General features: G+C 63.2%; 18 protein-coding genes and 2 pseudogenes. 11 read left to right on the top strand and 9 right to left on the bottom strand.

From position 1 onward, the window contains the following. Positions 1 to 619: 619 nt before the first annotated feature. Positions 620 to 1,405 (bottom strand): TetR family transcriptional regulator, encoded by a 786-nt coding sequence (locus M2432_RS21270; RefSeq protein WP_280828823.1) that lies wholly within the window; start codon positions 1,403 to 1,405, stop codon positions 620 to 622. A gap of 124 nt (positions 1,406 to 1,529) precedes the next feature. On the opposite strand from M2432_RS21270, the gene M2432_RS21265 reads away from it, so the two are divergent. Continuing rightward, complete coding sequence (locus M2432_RS21265; RefSeq protein ID WP_280828807.1) at positions 1,530 to 2,192, top strand: HXXEE domain-containing protein; 663 nt, start codon at positions 1,530 to 1,532, stop codon at positions 2,190 to 2,192. A gap of 27 nt (positions 2,193 to 2,219) precedes the next feature. Here M2432_RS21265 and M2432_RS21260 read toward each other — a convergent pair. Together M2432_RS21260 and M2432_RS21255 are read right to left on the bottom strand one after the other, a co-directional pair. Next, positions 2,220 to 2,357: pseudogene (locus M2432_RS21260) on the bottom strand (helix-turn-helix domain-containing protein); the annotation flags it as partial. Positions 2,358 to 2,602: 245 nt separating this feature from the next. Further along, complete coding sequence (locus M2432_RS21255) at positions 2,603 to 3,076, bottom strand: hypothetical protein (RefSeq protein ID WP_280828806.1); 474 nt, start codon at positions 3,074 to 3,076, stop codon at positions 2,603 to 2,605. A gap of 38 nt (positions 3,077 to 3,114) precedes the next feature. Between M2432_RS21255 and M2432_RS21250 the strand changes: the two genes are divergently transcribed. Then, positions 3,115 to 3,354: a hypothetical protein gene (locus M2432_RS21250; RefSeq protein ID WP_280828805.1), complete on the top strand. Its 240-nt coding sequence runs from the start codon at positions 3,115 to 3,117 to the stop codon at positions 3,352 to 3,354. Positions 3,355 to 3,388: 34 nt separating this feature from the next. Here M2432_RS21250 and M2432_RS21245 read toward each other — a convergent pair whose 3' ends face one another. After that, positions 3,389 to 4,480, bottom strand: coding sequence for a methyltransferase (locus M2432_RS21245; protein WP_280828804.1), 1,092 nt, complete (start codon positions 4,478 to 4,480; stop codon positions 3,389 to 3,391). A gap of 471 nt (positions 4,481 to 4,951) precedes the next feature. Between M2432_RS21245 and M2432_RS21240 the strand changes: the two genes are divergently transcribed. Then, the gene (locus M2432_RS21240) at positions 4,952 to 5,323 is read left to right on the top strand and encodes a hypothetical protein (RefSeq protein ID WP_280828803.1); all 372 of its coding nucleotides are present in this window, start codon (positions 4,952 to 4,954) and stop codon (positions 5,321 to 5,323) included. Between the two features lie 78 nt (positions 5,324 to 5,401). Here M2432_RS21240 and M2432_RS21235 read toward each other — a convergent pair whose 3' ends face one another. Further along, positions 5,402 to 6,385: a hypothetical protein gene (locus M2432_RS21235; RefSeq protein ID WP_280828802.1), complete on the bottom strand. Its 984-nt coding sequence runs from the start codon at positions 6,383 to 6,385 to the stop codon at positions 5,402 to 5,404. A 313-nt stretch (positions 6,386 to 6,698) separates the two neighbouring features. On the opposite strand from M2432_RS21235, the gene M2432_RS21230 reads away from it, so the two are divergent. The 4 genes from M2432_RS21230 to M2432_RS21215 all read left to right on the top strand — a co-directional run bounded on the left by M2432_RS21230 (position 6,699) and on the right by M2432_RS21215 (position 10,123). Continuing rightward, the gene (locus tag M2432_RS21230) at positions 6,699 to 7,436 is read left to right on the top strand and encodes a TIGR00730 family Rossman fold protein (RefSeq protein ID WP_280828801.1); all 738 of its coding nucleotides are present in this window, start codon (positions 6,699 to 6,701) and stop codon (positions 7,434 to 7,436) included. 464 nt (positions 7,437 to 7,900) lie between these two features. Beyond that, a complete protein-coding gene (locus tag M2432_RS21225; RefSeq protein WP_280828800.1) occupies positions 7,901 to 8,212 on the top strand; it encodes a hypothetical protein in 312 nt (103 codons plus the stop codon). A 3-nt stretch (positions 8,213 to 8,215) separates the two neighbouring features. Further along, positions 8,216 to 8,728 (top strand): hypothetical protein, encoded by a 513-nt coding sequence (locus M2432_RS21220; RefSeq protein WP_280828799.1) that lies wholly within the window; start codon positions 8,216 to 8,218, stop codon positions 8,726 to 8,728. Between the two features lie 210 nt (positions 8,729 to 8,938). Further along, positions 8,939 to 10,123, top strand: a complete 1,185-nt coding sequence (locus M2432_RS21215; protein WP_280828798.1) for an aldose epimerase family protein — start codon at positions 8,939 to 8,941, stop codon at positions 10,121 to 10,123. A gap of 6 nt (positions 10,124 to 10,129) precedes the next feature. Here M2432_RS21215 and M2432_RS21210 read toward each other — a convergent pair whose 3' ends face one another. Further along, entirely contained in the window at positions 10,130 to 10,381 is a 252-nt protein-coding gene (locus M2432_RS21210) for a hypothetical protein (RefSeq protein ID WP_280828797.1), read from the bottom strand. Between the two features lie 334 nt (positions 10,382 to 10,715). Between M2432_RS21210 and M2432_RS21205 the strand changes: the two genes are divergently transcribed. Together M2432_RS21205 and M2432_RS27990 are read left to right on the top strand one after the other, a co-directional pair. Next, complete coding sequence (locus M2432_RS21205) at positions 10,716 to 11,165, top strand: hypothetical protein (protein ID WP_280828796.1); 450 nt, start codon at positions 10,716 to 10,718, stop codon at positions 11,163 to 11,165. Positions 11,166 to 11,279: 114 nt separating this feature from the next. Next, a pseudogene (locus M2432_RS27990) lies at positions 11,280 to 12,152 on the top strand (PE-PPE domain-containing protein); the annotation flags it as partial. A 383-nt stretch (positions 12,153 to 12,535) separates the two neighbouring features. Here the strand turns inward: M2432_RS27990 and M2432_RS27985 are convergent. The 3 genes from M2432_RS27985 to M2432_RS21185 form a co-directional block, all read right to left on the bottom strand. Then, the gene (locus tag M2432_RS27985; RefSeq protein ID WP_348536329.1) at positions 12,536 to 14,254 is read right to left on the bottom strand and encodes a phospholipase D-like domain-containing protein; all 1,719 of its coding nucleotides are present in this window, start codon (positions 14,252 to 14,254) and stop codon (positions 12,536 to 12,538) included. 872 nt (positions 14,255 to 15,126) lie between these two features. Next, complete coding sequence (locus M2432_RS21190) at positions 15,127 to 15,948, bottom strand: hypothetical protein (RefSeq protein WP_280828794.1); 822 nt, start codon at positions 15,946 to 15,948, stop codon at positions 15,127 to 15,129. Beyond that, positions 15,945 to 17,441 (bottom strand): tyrosinase family protein, encoded by a 1,497-nt coding sequence (locus tag M2432_RS21185; protein WP_280828793.1) that lies wholly within the window; start codon positions 17,439 to 17,441, stop codon positions 15,945 to 15,947. The genes M2432_RS21190 and M2432_RS21185 overlap by 4 nt, the downstream gene beginning before the upstream one ends. Positions 17,442 to 17,698: 257 nt before the next feature. Here M2432_RS21185 and M2432_RS21180 point away from each other — a divergent pair, with 257 nt between their 5' ends. Together M2432_RS21180 and M2432_RS21175 are read left to right on the top strand one after the other, a co-directional pair. Then, entirely contained in the window at positions 17,699 to 18,670 is a 972-nt protein-coding gene (locus M2432_RS21180; protein WP_280828792.1) for a hypothetical protein, read from the top strand. A gap of 187 nt (positions 18,671 to 18,857) precedes the next feature. Continuing rightward, the gene (locus M2432_RS21175; RefSeq protein ID WP_280828791.1) at positions 18,858 to 19,031 is read left to right on the top strand and encodes a hypothetical protein; all 174 of its coding nucleotides are present in this window, start codon (positions 18,858 to 18,860) and stop codon (positions 19,029 to 19,031) included.

The following is a 19,031-nucleotide window of genomic DNA, read 5'->3' as shown; positions in this document are numbered from 1 at the left end:
CACGCCCCACCCTGGACTACGACACACCAGCCCAACGCCTAACCGCCCTCATCGAGCACGCCGCCTAGACGTTGCACTAATCAGTTGACTTTGCCCACTACCCCACTACCTGCGCTATCCCTACGACAAGAATGGCCGCACACCGATGAAGGTCTTGCGGAGCGACAGTGACGTGATTCAGCGGTTCCGCAACCAGACTCGTACGACTGCCCTTCCAGAAGAACCCATTTTCCTGCGGATCTACAAAACTGAATTACAGTCATCGGCCAACACTGAGGACCGCTTCCATCGGCTTCTCGAAGCCGCAGACCAGCACCGTAGCGTTGCCAAGACGGCGGGCCGCGAGTGGTTCGTCATCAGTACCCGGTTCCTGGACGAGGTCGCGCAAACCCTCTCGCTACCAATAGAAGTCGTGAACGAGGTAGACATCACGGACGATGAACAGTCGAATCGCCAACAAAGAGCTCAGGCCCCGCAATCGTCGCTCGATAAGTCTGCAACCTGCGTTCTAAATTGGCGCGTCGGCAAGGGAGACGTCCACGCAAGTTCATCAGAGAGAGCGGGACGCTGGCGGTACGAGGCGTGCCCGGCGATGGCCCAAGGGACACCCCCCAACCCCCTACGCACCAGTCGTCGTTATCGCCCGGATGAAGTTGTCGGCGAACAGGTCGCAGAGCGCGTCTATGTCGGGAAGGGCCACACTAGAGACGTTTTCGGCCAAGGGCCGCATGAACATGTGAATCAGGATGGGACCCAACAGTTGTTGGAGGAGTACTAGTTCGGGAAGCTTCCGGATGTGTCCGGCGCGGGTTTCGGCGCCGAACCAACGTCCGAGTACGCCGAACATCCGAGGCCCGGTGTAACCGACGAGGGACTGAACGGCAGGGCTACTAGGCCGCGAGAAGACTTCGGCGAACATGGCGGGTGCGACCCGAGGCTCGCGATTCAATGCATGCGCGATGACCCTATATAGGCCGCGAACGGTTTCGGCGAAGTCGCCCCGTGGCTCGCGCAGGAACTCCTCCACGTCACCCACCGGGCTGTATCTCTCGAAGACTGCCCTGAGCATCTCGTCGCGGCCACCGAAGGCCGCATGCAGGCTAAAGACGGAGCATTGCGAATCCGCCGCAACGGCTTCCAATGTCGCTGCGGCCAGCCCCGATTGACTAATCAGATTCGCTGCTGCTTCGAGGGCACGGACGCGAACAGGAGGCCGACCTCCGGTGTCGATGCCCGCCGCACGGACAGCAGCGTCGAGGGCTGAACGTGAGCCACCGAAACGACGTAGCAGCGTGCTTCGCGAGATACCGGCTTCCACCGCGATGGCCGTCACCGGCACGTCGGCGACGTCCCTGCCGAGCTTCTGAGCTACCCGAACCGCCGCGTCGACCAATCCGGCGGACAGGTCGGCTTGCGTCGTTTCTCCTGCTCCACTCCTGTGATACGTTGCCTTACGCATGCTGGAATACTATTCCAAATCTAGTTCGACGCCCGCGTGCCGACCGCCCGTCATGGACAAGGAGACCGCGATGAGCACATCCGCAATAGACCTCTACCGCAAGAACTGGCCTCGGATCGGCGGCGTGCTCGGCATGGTCGTCGGTGGGGCAGTTGCACTGGCCAGCAGAAGCAAGGTCACCAATCTGCGTGCACTGTCGACGGTCAACTGGATTGCGCTGTTGGTGCATCAGTACGAGGAGTACGAAGACCCCGGATACTTTCCGGGACAGTTCAACCGAGGACTCTTCAAGAGCGATCAGCCGATGAACTACCCGTTGAACACGCACAACGCGATGTGCATCAACACCGCGATTGCCTACCCGTTCTACGTGCTCCCGGTGATCTTCCCGAAGGTCAAGTGGTTGGGTATCGCCCCGGTCGTGTTCGGGATGGGCCAGGCCGTCGGCCACGGTGTGATCTTCCCAGTGATGTCGCACTCCAAGTACAGCCCCGGCTTCCTGGCGTCGATCTTTTTGCACACTCCCATCGGATTGGCGTATCTGACCGCACTCAAGAGTCGGGGTCGAATCACGCGCGGCGACTGGACCAAGAGCATCGCCTACATGGTCGTGTTCGCCTTCTTCGGCGTAGCCAGCCCCAACCTGTTCTTCAAGAACCGCAACAGCCCGTTTGCCTTCACGGAAAAGCAGATGGGCCGGTTCGGGGCTCCTACGGCAATCGCCTCGGACTAACAACTCGCGCGTGGTCAGCCCGGCCGCTTACTCCGTGTCCTCAGCGAGCACTCGGTAGACGGTGGCCCTGCTGACGCCCAGGGTCGAGGCGATGGTGCTGGCCGATTCGCCGTTGGCGTGCATGCGTTGCGCGAGTGCGGCCTTCTTGTCGTCAAGCGCCTTGGGTGCGCTATCCAGGTCATTACCCGCGGATTCGCGATTTGTTAAAGTGCCGCACTACAGCGCCGCCAATGCGCGCGTGCATATGGGACGGCCAGAGATGTATCGACAGATCTGCCAGCAAGCGTTGGCTGCATACCTCTGATCTGTGTTTACGGCAACCGGCACCCGGTGACATCGCTATGGGCTACCAAGGGTGTTCACCGACCTGGCCCGGATGCCGTTCAAGGTGACCGTGATCTGCAAGCGGATCACCGCTTAGTCGCTCGCGCACGGCCCCGGAACCACAGGCTGATGCTCGTCCAGACGAACTTTGCTGTCTGCCATATGTATGAATTTGATTGCATAAGGAAAGCGATGAGGATGATCCACTGCAGCGCGGTGATCTCGCCTCGAAATCGGACCGGTGCGCCGTGCTGAAGCCAAAAATACAACCCCGAGCAGAACAGCAACAAAAAGGGCAGCGGTGCGGCGGTCGCAAGGACCGCGAGCAGCCGTTCGCGGAGTTCGTCGCGGGCGACGAGCTTCGCGATCGACGCATTGATGTGGCGTTCTAGCGGTTCCGCTTCCGGCGAATCCGCTTTGATCTTCTTAACGATGTCGATCTCGCGATCGATGTCCACGCGGAGGTCTTGCGCACTCTCCCGGTTGATCGTGTACGTCACCAGTTGCGCATAGATAACGCCGCCAAGGGCGACGAGCGCCGCGACGGCTTCCTTGGGCACCCAATGACTCTACGGCGTCCGACATGTACCGAAGGCGGTTGTCTGGCAGCGAATCACCGGCTAGATCGCTCAAAATCGGTCGGCGCTGCCGTATTTTGCTGGTCACGGGAGCCGCGGTTATTACTGCTATCGACAGCGTCGTGGTCGGCCTGCTGCCGTTCCTATCGCAACGTAAGTCGGCGCAGGATGAACTCAGCAATATTGCGCGGCAGGTGGACATCATCGCGAAGCTCAGCCACCCGGACGGCTGCGTCGGCTCGTTGCTCAGTGTGGGCTGACCGCAGCCGGTCGGCGGCGGTGCGCCTGTGTGGGCTAAATTGCCACCGCCTCGATGATGGCGAACGGTGACGCGGTTGGTACCACCCGCGTCATGCGAAAGCCGGCAGCGTCCAAGAGCCGGCCATATTCGGCGGCGGTGCGCTCACGCCCGGCATCGCAGGCGAACATTTCCAGGTCCAACCATTTGCCCGGAAACTCACGGTCGTGTTGGGGAATCACGAGTTCGACAAGCAGCACATGCTTGCCCGGTCCGGCCGACGCGTGCACGTTGCTCAGGATGCGGACAGCGCAGTCGTCGGACCAGTCGTGGATCACGTTCTTGAGCACATAAGCGTCGCCGCCGGTCGGTATCTCGTCGCCGAAGAAGCATCCTTTGATAACCTCGATCCGGTCCTGGACCTGGTGCCGGCGCAGTTCGGCAGGCGCTCCCGCCACGACGTGCGGCTGGTCGAACAGGACGCCCCGCGCATCCCGCGTCGCAGCCAGGATCGCGGCAAGCAGCCGGCCGTGTCCGCCTCCAACGTCGACGATTGTGGCGTAGGGGCTGAAGTCATAGGCGGCGATGAGCGGTGCGATCGCGAGTTCGGACCCGCTGGTCATTGCCTGGTTGTAGATCTCCTGCGGCTCCGGCTGCCCGGCCATGTAGTCGAAAAGGGGCAGGCCGTGCAGTTCGGTGGCGATGCCCCGGCCGCTGCGGATGCCCTCGGTCAGACGGGTCCAATAACCGCGATTCACAGGCGAACCCACCCATCTGGCCCCGGCCGCCACGGAGATCTTGGCGTCGCGACGAAGAGGTTCAGCCAGCGGTGTGAGGTCGTAGCGGTCGTCGCGGCGTTGGCGAAATATCCCGCGCGATATCAGGGCCCGCATCAGCCGGCTGAGCGCGTCGGCGTCGGCGTCGACCGCCTTCGCCAAGTCCTGCACCGACAACGGCTCCTGGGCAAGAGCGTCGGCAATGCCAAGGTCGGCAGCCGCCGCGATTGCCTGGGCGACCCAGGCGTTCATGACCATTTCCATCAACGCGAGCGGAGCGGGGACCATCCGGGAGTGCAGCCGGTGGAGGTAATGTCGCGCCACCTCTATTGCGCGTACGACTTTGGCGGGTGGGAGCTTCGCCGATGCCATTTAAGTCTCCTCACGCCGATTTGGCAGGACCCGGGGATGGGGTGACCTCACAGCACGTGAACCAATTCGGGATAAGGTTTGGGCACCGACACGGCTCCTTCGATTCGACGGAACCATGCGCAATCTTCAGACTCCACCCCGGGTCTCGTCAAGCGCCTGGTCCGCTGAGCGAACCGACCACCGGGGTTGGGGGTGGCTGTCAGAACGCCAGCCGCGCTAGGGCCGGACCGCTGGTCGACGACATCGGAAACTGCGACTACGCGGACGACGATTACGGCCCCGTGTAATCCACGCCGGCAGACGAGGACCGCTGGATTCCCTGTACGAGGAGTCTGACACTCCGCGGTTCACCGCATCAGCTCCGCAACATTGGCGTCGATCACGGTGGTGGCGGACGCGCCGACGATGGAGGAATCTTAGCTATAGGCCAGCTATGTGAGTGGCCAGCGTAATGACCGGAGAGGAGACAAGATGGCGAGGCACCGGCGTCAAATCTTTTGGGGGACGCTGTCATCGGACACCGAGGACTTTCTGCTTCAGCTGCCCCTGGGCAGTCCCGAGCTGGTCGACATCGGTGCAAACTCCATGAAAGTCGATCTCTTTGTTCAGCCGGGGATCGAAGAGGTCGTGGTTGACAGCGGGCTTGATCAGCACCAGGAAGTGTCGATACTGGGCCATCTGGGCGTGGACCCCAGACTGGGACCCGGTGACCATATCCTTGCCGAGCGAATCGCATCGCATGACGACATCGCGGCGCGTGCATTCGAGATCTACCAGTCGGGACGTGGGCAATCGGCCTTCGACAACTGGCTGTCTGCTGAGAGCCAGTTGCTGGGCGTCTAACGAGTCGCGTGCGACGCGGGTATAGCCGGACCGACCATTGGCCGGTGCGCTGACGGCGGCCGGACTGTGGTGTCGCAACTACTTCTTCTTCAGTCCTGTGTGCGCGGTCGGAAGTGGCTTGCCGCTGTTGGCCGCGCCGGTGGCGACTTGGTTGTTGGGGAGCTTCAGGACGTTGTGAGTGAGGGCGTTGTCGAGTCCGGTGGCTGGCTTGGTGATTTGGGGCTTGGGGGACTCCGTCACGGTTGCGGTCGGCGAGCTGCTCGACTTCGCAGCGACGGAGGTTGAGGTGACCACGCTGGTTGGCACCGTCGTTTGCTGTCCCGCCAGCTTCGCCACGAGAGGCGCCTGCCGGCTTGGCGCGGATGTCGGGCTAGTTTGCGGCTGCGCGGTCGGGAGGTTGGCAGTTAGCGTCGTGGTCTGACTAGCTGCCAACGGGAGGGGCGGAAGCGGCGGCAGCGGCGGAAGCCAGAAGTTCCATTGGTCAATTCCCAATTGGACGACTGCATTCCATTTATCCACGGCGTTGTTTATGTAGCCCTGGACGAAGGGAAGCGGGCCGAAGAGCCAATCATCGAGGTTGAACACGTCGCTTCGGGCGATGCGCTCCCCGAAGGAGTAGAAGATCATGATCTGCGGCGAGAGCCAGCCCACGTACGGAATCCAGCCGACCGCGTACGTGGCCAGTTCGAACCCGTACCGCACCCACGGCTCGATGGCGTTGTACGTGTTTTTGATGAAGCTGTTGATGTCGGTGGGCGTAGGAGTCGTGGTGGAGCTCGGAGGTGCAGGGAGGGCGGCCCCCAGACTCGGCGGGAGCACGACACGTGCCGCGTAGTCGAGCAGATAGGTCAGATCGATTTTCGGTAGGGCGAGTTGGGTGTTCGGCGTCAATGTGTTCAGGGTCGGCGCCGTTGCTTGGACGGCGGCCGTGAGTTGGATGGCTGCCACCGACGGCGGAGACGGTTGCGGGGGAGACGGTTGAATGGACGATGCGGTCGTGATCGCGCCGGCCATAACCACCGCGACCCCGGCAGTCAGGATTGAATGGACCGAAATCTTCATTTTCGTCTCCTGGACGGTCCCCGTGTGGTTGCGAAACTACGCCTGAAACGGAGAAGTCATGGGTCGAATACACCGATTGTTCTGGCATCGAGCTTTGTGGCCTCGGGTAGCCGAGTCCAAAGACCGGGCATCTCAAGCTCGGCACGCTCAGCCCCGAGTGCGGTGAGCATGCCGAATCGACCTTCGTTGTGCGTGGTTGCGACGACTCGGGCGCCCGCTGCGACGGCTAGTTCGACGCCGGCGCCTAGGGGTGAAGTCCGAGGCCGGCAACAAGGTCTGAGTGGCCGGGGCGGCTTCCCATACGCTGGCAGGCGTGGACGAGAACGACGACAGTCAGCTCCAAATACGCGGTTCGGTGCAACTTCGTCGCGAGCGTTGCGTGGCTACCACCGCCGATCAGCATCTGCTGGACAGGCATGACCACGCCGAGTGGCTGCACACCGACCCCTGGCGCGTGCTGCGGATCCAGGGCGAGTTCGTAGAGGGTTTCGATGCTCTCGCCGAAATGCCCAAGGCTGTCACGGTTTTCGGCTCTGCTCGGACGGAACCGCATTCTCCCGAGTACCGGTTGGGCGAGGAATTGGGCATCGCACTGGTGCGGGCGGGTTATGCGGTGATCACCGGGGGCGGCCCGGGTTCGATGGAGGCGGTTAACCGTGGCGCCAGCGAGTCCGGCGGCTACTCGGTCGGTCTGGGCATCGAGCTGCCGTTCGAACAGCGACTCAACCACTGGGTCGATCTCGGGATCAACTTCCGCTACTTCTTCGTACGCAAGACCATGTTCGTCAAATATGCGCAGGCGTTCGTGTGCCTGCCCGGCGGATTCGGCACCCTCGACGAACTGTTCGAAGCCTTGACCCTCGTGCAGACACACAAGGTGACAGCATTTCCGATCATCCTGCTGGGTGTCGACTACTGGTCTGGCCTGATCAACTGGATCCGCAACACAGTCCAGCCCGGAGGAAAGATCTCCGAATCCGACCTTGACCTCATCCACTGCACCGACAGTGTGGCAGAAGCCGTTGAGCTCATCGCCTCGTCAACGCGGTAGTCGGCCCGTCGCCCGGCCCAGCTCCGTCACTACAGGAGCGTTCGTGCGCTACTTCTGATCGAATTCTGACGCAAAGAGCGAACCGGTCCCTGCACCGGCGGCGGTCGGATGCCCGCGGCACCAGACGTTGCGTCGGCCAGCGCTCATCGGCATCGGTCGCGCCCGGGTGCCAGTTAGAGGCCGAATACGCGGGTCTGCCGGGAATATCCCGAATCCTCAGTGAGGGTTCGGGATATTCCCTTGCGGTGCAGGGCTATTCGCGGTCAGCGCGATCCTGCCACCAAGGTTTGGTCCGGTGTGGTAGGGACGGCAGGCTAGCCGTGACAAGCCCAATCAGGTTGTTTCCGCGGAGATTTCACCCGTCGCTGCCTGTCGCCGCATCCGCTACTCGGCAGGCTCGCGCCACCGCGCTAGCCTGGCGAACATGTCCAACAGGGTCTTCGACAACTCCGGTCGCACGCGCCTTGAACAAGTTGGCGGTCGGCCTCACTACAGTTCCCGTTCTCGGCGAAGTCGTCGGCCGCAACTTGGTCGAGGTCCGCTACACCGGCTGCAAATCGGGCCGCAGCTTCCAAACCCCGGTTGGCTATCGGCTATCCGGTGATGAGGTCACCATCAACGTGATGGCACCGGACGCCAAGAGTTGGTGGCGTAACTTCCTCGGTGACGGCGGACCCATCACCCTGCTCAACCTTCGCGGCACCGACCACACTGGGCACGCCGTCGCCACCCGCGATGACAAGGGCCGGGTCGCGGTGCAGGTCCGGTTGGACTAGAAGATGATCAGCCGCCGCTGGGCGCGTGAGCATCGGATCACGGCTGCGACCATCGCCTATATCTGCTACTCCGCGGTGATGCTCAGACTGGAGAACCGGATGCGCACGGCGGGCGGCCCGGGCATCATCCCGTTCGAGCTCGCCGGCAGCGCCGCCAAGGCCGACGACATCATGAGCCGGTGGGGCGAGGACGGCCAGCAGGCGGCCCGCCAGTCGATGTGGCTCGACTTCGGGTACATGACCACCTACGGAACGCTGCTGGCGCTGCTCATCGAGCGGCGCCGGAAGCAGCGGGAGCACCCGGGGTGGCTGCCGGCCCTGGCCGCGGGTGCGGTCGCGGCCGACGCCGTCGAGGGAGTCTCGCTGATTCGCGTGCTCGATCGGCGGGACGTCGGGGTGAACGCGCGGCGCGCCCAGGTCACCGCCCTGATCAAGTTCGGGTTAGCGGCGGTTGGTCTCGGCTACGCGATGGGTAGGCCGACGGCGCTCACTGCGCGTCGACAACGGCCGGAATAGGCCCTTTTGCGACAATCGTGTACGGCGATTTGGCAGGAAAGTCCTTGTCCATCGAACGGATTCGCGTAGACCGCACGATGGTGCGAGAACTGACAGCTAGGTGGATAGCAGCGACACCCAATTTGTGGGTTTCGGTGCGCATCCGACCATTCACATCTCACGGCGAATAGTGTTTATCCACTGGCCGATTCAGCGAGAGCAAGGAGCGTCATGCGGGGGAGACAGCTACATCGATTGATCGCCATCGCGGGTGTGGTGGGGTTGGCGGCGTGCGGCAACAGCACGACGAAACCTGCGGAGGGCAGTGAGACACCAGCAGGCGCACCGGCAATCACCAGCGAACCGTTCGGCCAGGTGGGCGGGACCCCGGTGAGTCGCTACACGCTCACCAGCGGGCACGGCATGCGCGTGCGGATCTTGACGTACGGCGGCATCATTCAGTCAATCGAGACCCCCGATCGCGGCGGCCATGCCGACAACGTGGTGCTCGGATTCCCGACTGTGGACGGCTACCTGAACAACACCGGCTCCGAAAAGACGTACTTCGGTGCGATCATCGGCCGCTACGGCAACCGGATCGCCAAAGGGACGTTCACGTTGAACGGCACCCAGTACCACCTGCCGATCAACAACAACGGCAACAGTCTGCACGGCGGCACTGTGGGATTCGACCAGAAAGTGTGGCAGGCCAGCCCTCAGAGCGGCAGCGACGGTGTGGGTTTGAAGCTCCGATACGTAAGCCCTGCGGGTGAAATGGGCTATCCGGGGACGCTCACGACAACGGTCACCTACACCGTCGACCAGAAGAACGAACTGCGAATCAACTACCAGGCGACGACGGACGCGCCGACCGTGGTGAACCTGACCAATCACAGCTACTTCAACCTGGCCGGCGAAAGCACGCTTGGCATCTACAACCAGAAGCTCACCCTCAACGCCGACCACTACACACCGACCGACTCCACCCAGATCCCGACGGGGCAGATCGTTCCGGTTAGGGGGACGCCATTCGATTTCACTTCTCCGACGGCAATCGGTGATCACATAACCGCGAACGATCCGCAGCTGCTGCTGGCCCATGGCTACGACCACAACTGGGCGATCAACAGGGGCAACAACACCGACATGGTGCAGGCGGCCAAAGTCGAGGACCCGCAGACCGGGCGCACCCTGACCGTTTCCACGACCGAACCGGGCGTGCAGTTCTACACATCGAACTTCATCGACGGCGCATTCACGGGAACCAGCGGGCATATCTACCGGCAAGGCGCGGGATTCACCATGGAAACCCAGCATTACCCGGATTCGCCGAATCAACCCAGCTTCCCGAGTACAACCCTCAACCCTGGTCAAACCTATGATTCCACAACGACATTCGGCTTCGGGACTGAATAGCACGCGCTATTCGGCCTGGAACCAGACCGCTGCCTCGTTTCCGCCAAGGCACGTAACTGAATCGCCGGACCTCACACAGGCCATCGTGTAGGTCTGCCCCGTTGTAGGGCTGAAGGCCTCGACCAGCGCCGAACCCCCTCCGGCCTGGGCCAGCCACTGCTCATGGACATTCAGCGCGAACGGGCACGACGTATTGCTGTTGACCCATACGCCACCACCACAGTCCGTTATGAACTGCCCGACGCCTGGGCTGCCCATGGCGACCTCCTCATGGCACAAACGATTTCTCGGAATATCCACCGGGCTCTGCAAGCAGGCAAGGCTTCGGTCCACTCAGTGGACCGAAGCCTATTGCCTGGAGAGCCACCCCGAGTATCCTGCGGCGAATTCTGTTGCACCGCATGCGCTCAGTTCTTGCGGAATCCGGGCAACGTTGCCGGGCAGCATGTTTGGGTACCTGCAGCCCGCCCGTTGCGCACATCCAATTAAGTACTTGACTACGCATGTGCGTCGCCGTCCGGTGGCGAAGCATGGTCGGGGTAGAACACGCACCGGGCCCACTGATCCGGTGCTCCGACTTGAAGGGGAAACCATGACCACCACAGCACCACAGACTGCTTCACCCGATCTGACTCCGAGTGGGTCACCCAATGTTTATCACCTGTCCGGCAACGGTATTCACATCACCTACTTCCCGGTGGGGTCTGGACCGATCAGCACCAACGGCCTGATCAAGCTGATCTATCAGGATTCGCACCAGACCAAGACGTTCCACGCCACAGAGGTCGCAGTGGCGGAGGTGGCGAATTTGGGCACCCTCGTCACCGCTGTCCTGCACTCCACTGTGGACGCCGGGTCGACGTCGGTGACAGTGCTCGTTCCGTTTGTGGTGATGGAGGGCGCGAAGTCGGTTCCGATCGAAACCGAGCTGATCACCACGACGCATTTTTCGCCACTGACCGGGATCGGACGTCCGCAGCGTGACGCCTACACCGTCACCAAGCTCTGCGGCACGGCGAACGTGGCGCTCCTGCCCGTCTGAGCACTACCGTCGCGTACCGGCCCCGGTCAGAACCGGGGCCGGACTCGCATGTGAAAGACGGCGCGGCGTCGGCCCGCGGCTGCGATACTCCGCCGTGAAAGTGGGGTGCATCTGATGCGATCGGTTTGGGCAACGTTGGTGGCAGGCGTGGCGGCCACAATGACCGTCGTCGCCACGGCGGCTTCACCCCCGGTGCAGATGACGTACGAACTGACCGCGACCTATGCAATCAAAGGGACCCAGATCATCGGGTTCAACATCACCAGTGACGCCCAGATCGAAGCTCAGGCGGCCCATTTCGTCGACGCGGTATATGGCACCGCGCCGGTACCTGTGGTGGCGGTGCAGTACCCAGCGAGCATTCCGCTGTTCTCGCCCGGCATCTTCGTTCCGGGTATCGATGAGTCGATTGCGACCGGAGTGTCGCAGCTGCAAACGGACACTGCGGCCGATCCGGCACCGGTTATCTTCGGGTACTCGCAGGGCGGTGCGGTGGTCAGTGAGTACAAGCGAGACTTCAACGCGCAGTACGCCGATGCAGGACCGGGTGCCACAGTCCCGCACCCCACATTCGTCATGATCGGTAACATCGAGCGGCCCAACGGTGGCTTCTATGAACGCTTCGCAGGGCTGCACGTGCCGTTCTTCGACATGACCGCCCTGGGCTCAACGCCCACACAGACCGCCGGCGCAACCGCCGGACAGGTCACCACGTACGACATTTCGGGGCAGTACGATCCGGTATCGGACTTCCCGACCTATCCGCTCAACGTGCTCGCCGACCTCAACTCAGTGTTCGGTTTCGTGTACGTGCATCTGAATTACTCCAACCTCGACATGTCCAGCGCGGTGCTGCAGGCACAGGTCGGCGACACCAATTACTACCTGATTCCCAGCACCCGGTTGCCACTCTTGTTGCCGCTGAAGGCGATTGGTGTGCCCGACCCGGTTCTCGCCGCGCTTGACGCTCCGCTTCGTGTTCTCGTCGAGGCTGGTTACAACCGAACGATCAGTCCTGGGCTGCCCACCACTGCTGGACTCGTCCCCACAGCCAAACCCGAAACAGTGCTGCAGAACTTCCTGACGGCGATTCCGACCGGCATCGATGATGGCCTGCAGGAGGCAGGGTTCGGCCGGCCCCTCAACACCAAACCTGCAGGCCCGTACGGGGTGGGTGGTCCTGCCGTGGTCCTGACAGCACAAGCACCGCAGGCTGTCGCGGCGTCGGCAGCATCATCCACCGTCGACCGGTCCAGCACCACGACGGTGAGCTCACAGCACCTCGCCAAGACCGCACCGTCGGTTGAAAAGCGCAGTCAGACACCGTCATCGACCGCGCCAAAACCTCCCGCATACGGGGTTAATACCAATCAGGTGTGGTCAAAGAAAGCGCGGTCAACGGCTGAGGATGCGAGTTTGGGTGCCATCCACGTGTCGTCGTCCTCTAGGCCATTGAACGGGCTCGGATCCTGGGTCAGGAACGCCCGCCAACGGTAGTGCTCGTAGGCGGAGATGATGTTGACGGTGTAAGCCTCAGCCAGTGCACGGTCTCCGGTGATCACGATGAAGTTTTCGTCGTTCTTCGCGCTGGCCGAGGTGGAGAAATTGTGGCTGCCGGTGACGACGGTCGCGTTGTCGGAGAACGGATCGATGACCAAGACCTTGCTGTGGATGATGGCGTACCCGATCTGGGACAGGAACTGCTTGCGGGTGACCTCGGCGGCAAAGTTGGCGAAGCTGTTCTCAATGCCTTCCGGCTGAATGATGTTCAGGGTCGACTGATTTGATTGTGCGCCGTTGACCAAATTCACGTCGACTTGCGATTCGTCGCCGAGCCCGTTGGGCAGTGACGAAACCACGCCGCGCACATACAGCCCCGGGTCATTCTGCCGCGCCTGCACGTAGGACAACACGCCTTTGGGTCCCGGCATGAACATCAAGAACAGGATTCCCTGGGTGGCGCTGTCGATGACAGTTTTCAGCGCGTCCAGATCGACCTCCTGGCGGGTACGGGTAAACCACACGGTCGCGCCGGAACCGTCGGGCCCCGGATGCGCGGAGCTGTTGGAATCCACCAGGCTCTTGGGGAAGCTGCTGGCGGCGTCGCGCAGTCGGTGCCATTGGTCGAGGTAGGTTTGGCCGATCTGCGGGTCGTCGATGAGCAGGCCGTTGTTCAGTTGTGTGCACAGTCCGGTCGGGGTCCAGTTGGTCGAGCCGGTCCAGGTGGCCAGTGGCGCGCCGTTGGCGTCGGTGCGGACCAGAAACTTGTTGTGCCCCAACGCCCCCGGTGCGATGAACCGATCGTGCTCGCCGACATCGACGCTTGCCGCCAGGAGCTTAGCCCGAGCATCGGCGTTTTCGTCTTGTTGACGGGCGTCTGCGGCGCTCATGCCCTTGGCATTGACGCTGCCGTTGGACAGCACTAGGTGAGCGCGGGGGCCCAGCGTGGTCAGTGCGTCCACCAACTCGTCGTCGGACAGCTCATATAGCGCGGCGTAGATCTCGTCGGTGCTGCTGGCCGCGGTGTGCAGCTGGTCGAGCATGGCCGGCCGCAGCCCGCCGGACAGGAAGGCGCGGATGGTCTCCTCGTCCTTGCTGTCGATGCCTTGTTTGAATTCCTTTGGGGTGAGCTTGTTTTCGGCCAGATAGCGGGCCATGAACTGGGAGATCACGAATCCCCGGTTGAAGAACGCCCGGTAACGGGCGCCCTCGGGTGCGGACAGGTTGCGCGGCGGGCTCCACTCGCTGGCTTGGTCCGTGAGCGCCACCAGTGCGCCGCTGGCGTCGCGCACCATCGGCACCACCTGATACGACAGCGTGTCGCCGGGGGCGGCGCCGTGATCGGTCCAGGAGAACCGCTGGAACGGCCATACGGTCGACGGTTCGGTCTGCGACGCCGCGTCCGGCGCCGGTGGCGTTGTGGATGCGAAACCCACCCTGTTGGGCAGGACCGCGTCGGTGACCGCGCCGGACGGGTCGGTGGTGCGGCGGTTGATTGCAAAACCCCGGCAGCCCGGGATCGGTGCCGGCACGCTCCAGAACAACAGTACATCGTCCTCGTTGGCGTACACCTGCAGTGTGGTGGTCATCGAATCCCTCCCCGGGCAGTGGAGACGGGCCGCGCGCTTCACGCGGCGTTCTTCTCGATCCTGCGGGACGGGGCGACAGAGGGCACGAGTAGTCGACTACCCAAATTAAACTGTGAAATTGCTGAAAGCGGTTGGCGCAGTGTGGTTCTGCATCGTCGGCCCCAGCGACATCGGCAGCTGTTGACGCTCAATGGATCTCGCTGGGCCGGGCGTATCGTCGATGCAATCCAGAGGAGGAAGTGCACGTGACCGAACCGGTTCGCTCCGCGGAAGACATCAATGTGTCCGGCCGCCAGCACGAACCTATCTCGTTACCGATCTCGGACGGACCCGCGACCGGTTATTCTTGGCGGCTCGAGCTGACCGACGGTGTGCGCCAGATAGAAGACGGGCCCCCACGTACGGTCGACCCTGCGTGGTCCGTTGGTGCTGACAGGTCGGGTTTTCTTCGCGTAGAGGCTGACCACCCCGGTGTTTTCGTTGTCACCGGCCGCTTGGAGCGGCCCTGGCAACCAGACCAGCCCGCCCGGGTCGTGCGGATCACCGTTACCGTGGCGTCGTAGGCCCGCGAAAACCACTACCGGCGCAAAGAAAACCAACACCGCGAACTTCAGCAGCGGTACTAGGGTCGTGCCTGCCGCATGTTCCGCGGTAAAGGCCGATCGAGAGGATTCACGGTTATGGCTGTTGTGGACGACAGGGACAAGGCGGCTTCTTTCCTATACCAGGCGATCCTTCGTGAAGCTACAGAGCTGGAATCCCTACAGCGAAATCAGGATTCGCGTCTGTCTCGACTGGAGACCATTGCCAGTTGCTACGCCTTGGTGACGGGTGGCCTGACGCCGTCGTAACGATCGGTGGACTAGCTCGCGTTACCAGTGCGTCGGCCACCACACGGCGGCTGCAAGTACGACAGCGGTGACAGCGAGTACGGCGGCGGGCACCGGATCACGCCAGGTCCGCGGGTGCCGCTGCTCCCACCACACCGCGGCCGACCCACTGATCATCAGGGGTAGCGAATGCGTGGCGACCATCGCCAGCATCACTGGGCCGCACAGCAACGCGCAACGCGGCCAAGCCTGCAGTCCACATTCCGCGGCGGTGCGTAGGCCGCGCCATCCGGCAGGCGCGACCACCCCGAGGCGCCCACAGGTTCGCAGTAGCCGAGCCCGCCATACCGACCGGGTCGCAGCCGCGGCGAGCACCAGCCAGGCCGCGGACCACAGCCGGGCCGGTGTCACGGGTTCGACCAAGTGGTAACCCGTCCGCGCCACGACGCCGACGGCCAGCCACAGCAGGGTGATGGCACCGACGTAGGCAGTCACGGTGGCAGGCCGCCAGCGCCGGAAGCTGGCCCGCGCTACGCCGGCCGCCGGCAGGGCGTACAGCGGCCACATCATCGCCACCACCATCAGCAACCAGTGCCCGCTCCAGACACTTAGATCGGCGATAAAGTGACTGGGCACCGGCTGGGCGGGTGCGTGAGAACCCATGTCCGACATGGTCATCCCGGACATGTCCATGCCGGGCATGGTCTTCGACGGGTCTGCCATCCGATCGTGTTCGTGGTTCGAACCGGTGACGGTGTCGGCGATCATCACGGCCCAGGCCAAGCCGGCCGCCGCGGTCAGCCACCAGCCGGGTCGGGTGCGGGCCAATGTCCGCGCCCGGGTCGTCACCGCCGCGGTGCTCATCGCTGCTGGTACACGGTGATCTGGCTGACGTGAAGCTCGCGTGCCGGATCTGGGGTGGCGCCCTGAGTGTCGGGTATCACGTGGACCACTAGTCGGTCGCCCGTCCAGCCGTCTGCGACAAGGTCATTGATCACCGCCGACGCATCTATCACGTAGTTGCGCGTCTCGTCCGGGGGTGTGCCGCACAGGCCGAACGTCGCGAACCGGCCGGCGCGGTGCGTGGGGGCGCCGGGGCTGGCGGCGACTTCGACGAAATAAACGTTGTAGCAGTCGACGGGTGCTCGCACTCCGCTCAGTTTGATGAGCAGTCCCGACGGGGGCGCTGCAGCCGGCTGAGCGAGGAGCCCGAGCTGACGCTGGTCGAATGTCAGGGTCTGTTGGGTTCCGGTGCCGGTGACCTTTGTGGTGGCCGGTGTTGCCGCGACCGGGTGCCACGGCTCGCTTGGAGGTGGGGGAGTCGCGGCGTCCTCGAATGCCATGATCGATGGTGCTTCCTGTCCTCGGTTTGCCTGCACTTGGGCCAGCAGCGACGGCGCAAGCGTGGTCACTTCGTAGCCGTAATTCAACGCCGTATTGGTCAGGTCGAGTAGCTGGTTGATCGAATACTTGACGTTGGCGTGCGGTCCGCCGTAGGCGAAGTCTGTGCTGGTCCACTCGGTCACGACGTCGGCCGGGATCCCGGTCTGGGCGGTCAGTTCGATCGATCCGCGCAGACCCCGCCAGACCTCCCACAGCCGATCGATGTTCGAGTGGTGCAGCCAGAAGATCGGATCGCGCGCCGCCAAGCTGGGAGTGCGCATCAGGCCGGTGTCACCGCCGATGTCGACGTGCACGAAGTCATGCGGCAGCTGTTCGAGCAGACCGTGGGTCGGCTCGGGTCCGGTGACGCCACCGAAGCCCTGCATCGGGTCGTCGACGTACAAGGTTTCCGCCAGCGCAGTGACGATGTCGACGTCCTCGACGGCGGGTTGGCCGGGCCGGTCGGTGGCGTCGAGGAAAAGCGAGTTGGCCACGGATACGCCGTTGACGACGCGGGTCGGCACAGTGAATTCGGGCGGGATCTGCGTGGCGTTCGGGTTGTTGGGGTCGGAGTAGTCCCAGTATGGCAGCGCCCAGGTGTCATCACCGATCTGCGCCTGGACGACTTTCTCGAACCAGCGCAGGTACCCGCGGTGCCACGGCAGAAAGAAGTGGCTGCCGTGCGCGCACTGGTCCCACCACGCGTTCGCCGGGGTCCCCGGCGGAATGCCGTGGATGTTGGCCGCCCACAGCCACGAATTCACTTGGCTGTCGGGCAGACTCTGCATCGCCGCGACCGCGCGGGCGTACCCGTCGAGGACTGGGTGCCACGACTGGGTCTGGGCGGCTTGCGCCGTCTTGACCGACAGGCCCCACACGTCTTGTCGTATCCGTCCGCTCGCCATGACCGTCACCTCTTCGTGCGCCGAGGGGCCGGGCGGGTAAGTCCACACCGGCATGGTGACCATCGTCATCCCGTCAGCCTTTGATGCGCGCGAGTAGGTGACTACTTGAATTCTGCTGGGGCAGCCCGGGACTGGTGCCGAGGATCACGCGGTGCCTGGAGACGGGAGAGTCGGAGGTTTATCAACACTTCGAACTCGAAAACAGGTAGTGCATTACTGACGATTCCCGCGCAGATCAACGCGACGATGAGTCCGTCGGAAAGCGGCTCCGCGACACGCCCGATAACGGGTCGCTGACTCCGGGGTCGCACGGGCAGGAGGAGTAAATGCCCAGCTATATCCATGAGTTCCCACACCCGCGACTGGTGCTGTGCTACGACCATCCGCCCGAATTCGGGCCCGATCTACTGCGGTGGTACAGCTGGGCAATGGACCACGGTGTGTCCTGCCTGGAGTTGCACCTGCGTTGGCGTGCGCAAGACCGTGCCGTCGTCAGCGCCCATGACGACGCCCAGGTCAGTGGGGCCAGCCCGACGTTCACGGAGGTAATGAACCTCATCTTGGCCCGCAAGGGCGACAAGCCGACTGTGTACGCCGACGGCAAGCAGTTCTTCGTCGTGCTGGAGATCATGGATCCGTCGGATCCAGTGGCGGACAACCTTTTTCCTCTGCTGCAGCAATTCCAAGATCACCTGAGCACGGCCGTCCACAGGGGCGGTGCCCCGCGCCCGGTGACTTTTCTACTCAGCGGCAGAACTGACCAGTTTTACGGCCGATTCAAGGACGCAGGTCTCGATTCGCTGGCGATCAAGGAGGACCTGCACTACGCCGACGGGCAGATCGTCAACCTCTCCGACCCCCCGGTGCCGTTTCGGTGGACGCTGTTTCACCATGATGACGGTGCGGAGAATGGTCAGGTCAACGCCCGCCACCACGATCCACAAGCCAACGTGCGGATCTGGTACCACAGCGACAATCTGGGCGACGATGACATCCGCGCGATCCTGTCGACTGGCACAGACGCGCAGAACACCCGCCATGACGACCTCGAGGCCACGCTCCGCGTGCTGGGCGACCAGCATCCGAGAGGGAGTTCACCGGCGCTGGCCGTGCGTGGATCGGCGGCGTTGATCACGTGGGCCTCCGCGCACAAGAACCTTTATGCGGCGACCGGCCGCCTCGGTCCCGTGCGACTGGAGTTCACCCGCCAGATCAACCTCACCGCCTTTCTCAGTGGTACGTCACGGGATCCCTTGCCGCGTCGGGGCAGATCGCCGACCCCCGCGAACACCGGCTGACTGAGGGCGACACGCGGCGCGGCTACTGGCCGTCGGTGGCGCTAAGCGACGACGGTCTGGTGGCGATCGCCTACGAGGGCACCACCCAGCCCAAGCTGTGTGGTACGTAACCGGTCGCCGAGATAGCTCGGGTGCCGTGCACGGCACGGAATTCGAACTGAGCCGGGCAGATCCGAGGACGGGGGCGTTGACGCGGATCGGGACCCGGCCCACCGTCGTGTTCGGCGAAGGCGACCGCGGCGCCATCCTGTATGCCGGCACCTCCGACGGCACGCTGTGGTACGTGTCGGGAGCCTGGTCGGACAAGGGCGAATTGGTCGGCGACGAAACAGCGTTGAACATGGCGCTGGATAAGAGTTGA

Origin of the sequence: Mycobacterium sp. OTB74 (assembly GCF_029892685.1) — a bacterium.
GTDB lineage: Bacteria > Actinomycetota > Actinomycetes > Mycobacteriales > Mycobacteriaceae > Mycobacterium.
Note: the sequence above shows the minus strand (reverse complement) of the source record. Positions and strands in the feature narration are given on the sequence as shown.

Coding starts and splice junctions, on each gene's coding strand:
- M2432_RS21245 (WP_280828804.1), bottom strand. CDS start 4,480: ATGGCATCGGCGAAGCTCCCACCCGCCAAAGTCGTACGCGCAATAGAG.
- M2432_RS21210 (WP_280828797.1), bottom strand. CDS start 10,381: ATGGGCAGCCCAGGCGTCGGGCAGTTCATAACGGACTGTGGTGGTGGC.
- M2432_RS21205 (WP_280828796.1), top strand. CDS start 10,716: ATGACCACCACAGCACCACAGACTGCTTCACCCGATCTGACTCCGAGT.
- M2432_RS21220 (WP_280828799.1), top strand. CDS start 8,216: ATGATCAGCCGCCGCTGGGCGCGTGAGCATCGGATCACGGCTGCGACC.
- M2432_RS21235 (WP_280828802.1), bottom strand. CDS start 6,385: ATGAAGATTTCGGTCCATTCAATCCTGACTGCCGGGGTCGCGGTGGTT.
- M2432_RS21180 (WP_280828792.1), top strand. CDS start 17,699: ATGCCCAGCTATATCCATGAGTTCCCACACCCGCGACTGGTGCTGTGC.
- M2432_RS27985 (WP_348536329.1), bottom strand. CDS start 14,254: ATGACCACCACACTGCAGGTGTACGCCAACGAGGACGATGTACTGTTG.
- M2432_RS21190 (WP_280828794.1), bottom strand. CDS start 15,948: ATGAGCACCGCGGCGGTGACGACCCGGGCGCGGACATTGGCCCGCACC.
- M2432_RS21185 (WP_280828793.1), bottom strand. CDS start 17,441: ATGACGATGGTCACCATGCCGGTGTGGACTTACCCGCCCGGCCCCTCG.
- M2432_RS21265 (WP_280828807.1), top strand. CDS start 1,530: ATGAGCACATCCGCAATAGACCTCTACCGCAAGAACTGGCCTCGGATC.
- M2432_RS21215 (WP_280828798.1), top strand. CDS start 8,939: ATGCGGGGGAGACAGCTACATCGATTGATCGCCATCGCGGGTGTGGTG.
- M2432_RS21240 (WP_280828803.1), top strand. CDS start 4,952: ATGGCGAGGCACCGGCGTCAAATCTTTTGGGGGACGCTGTCATCGGAC.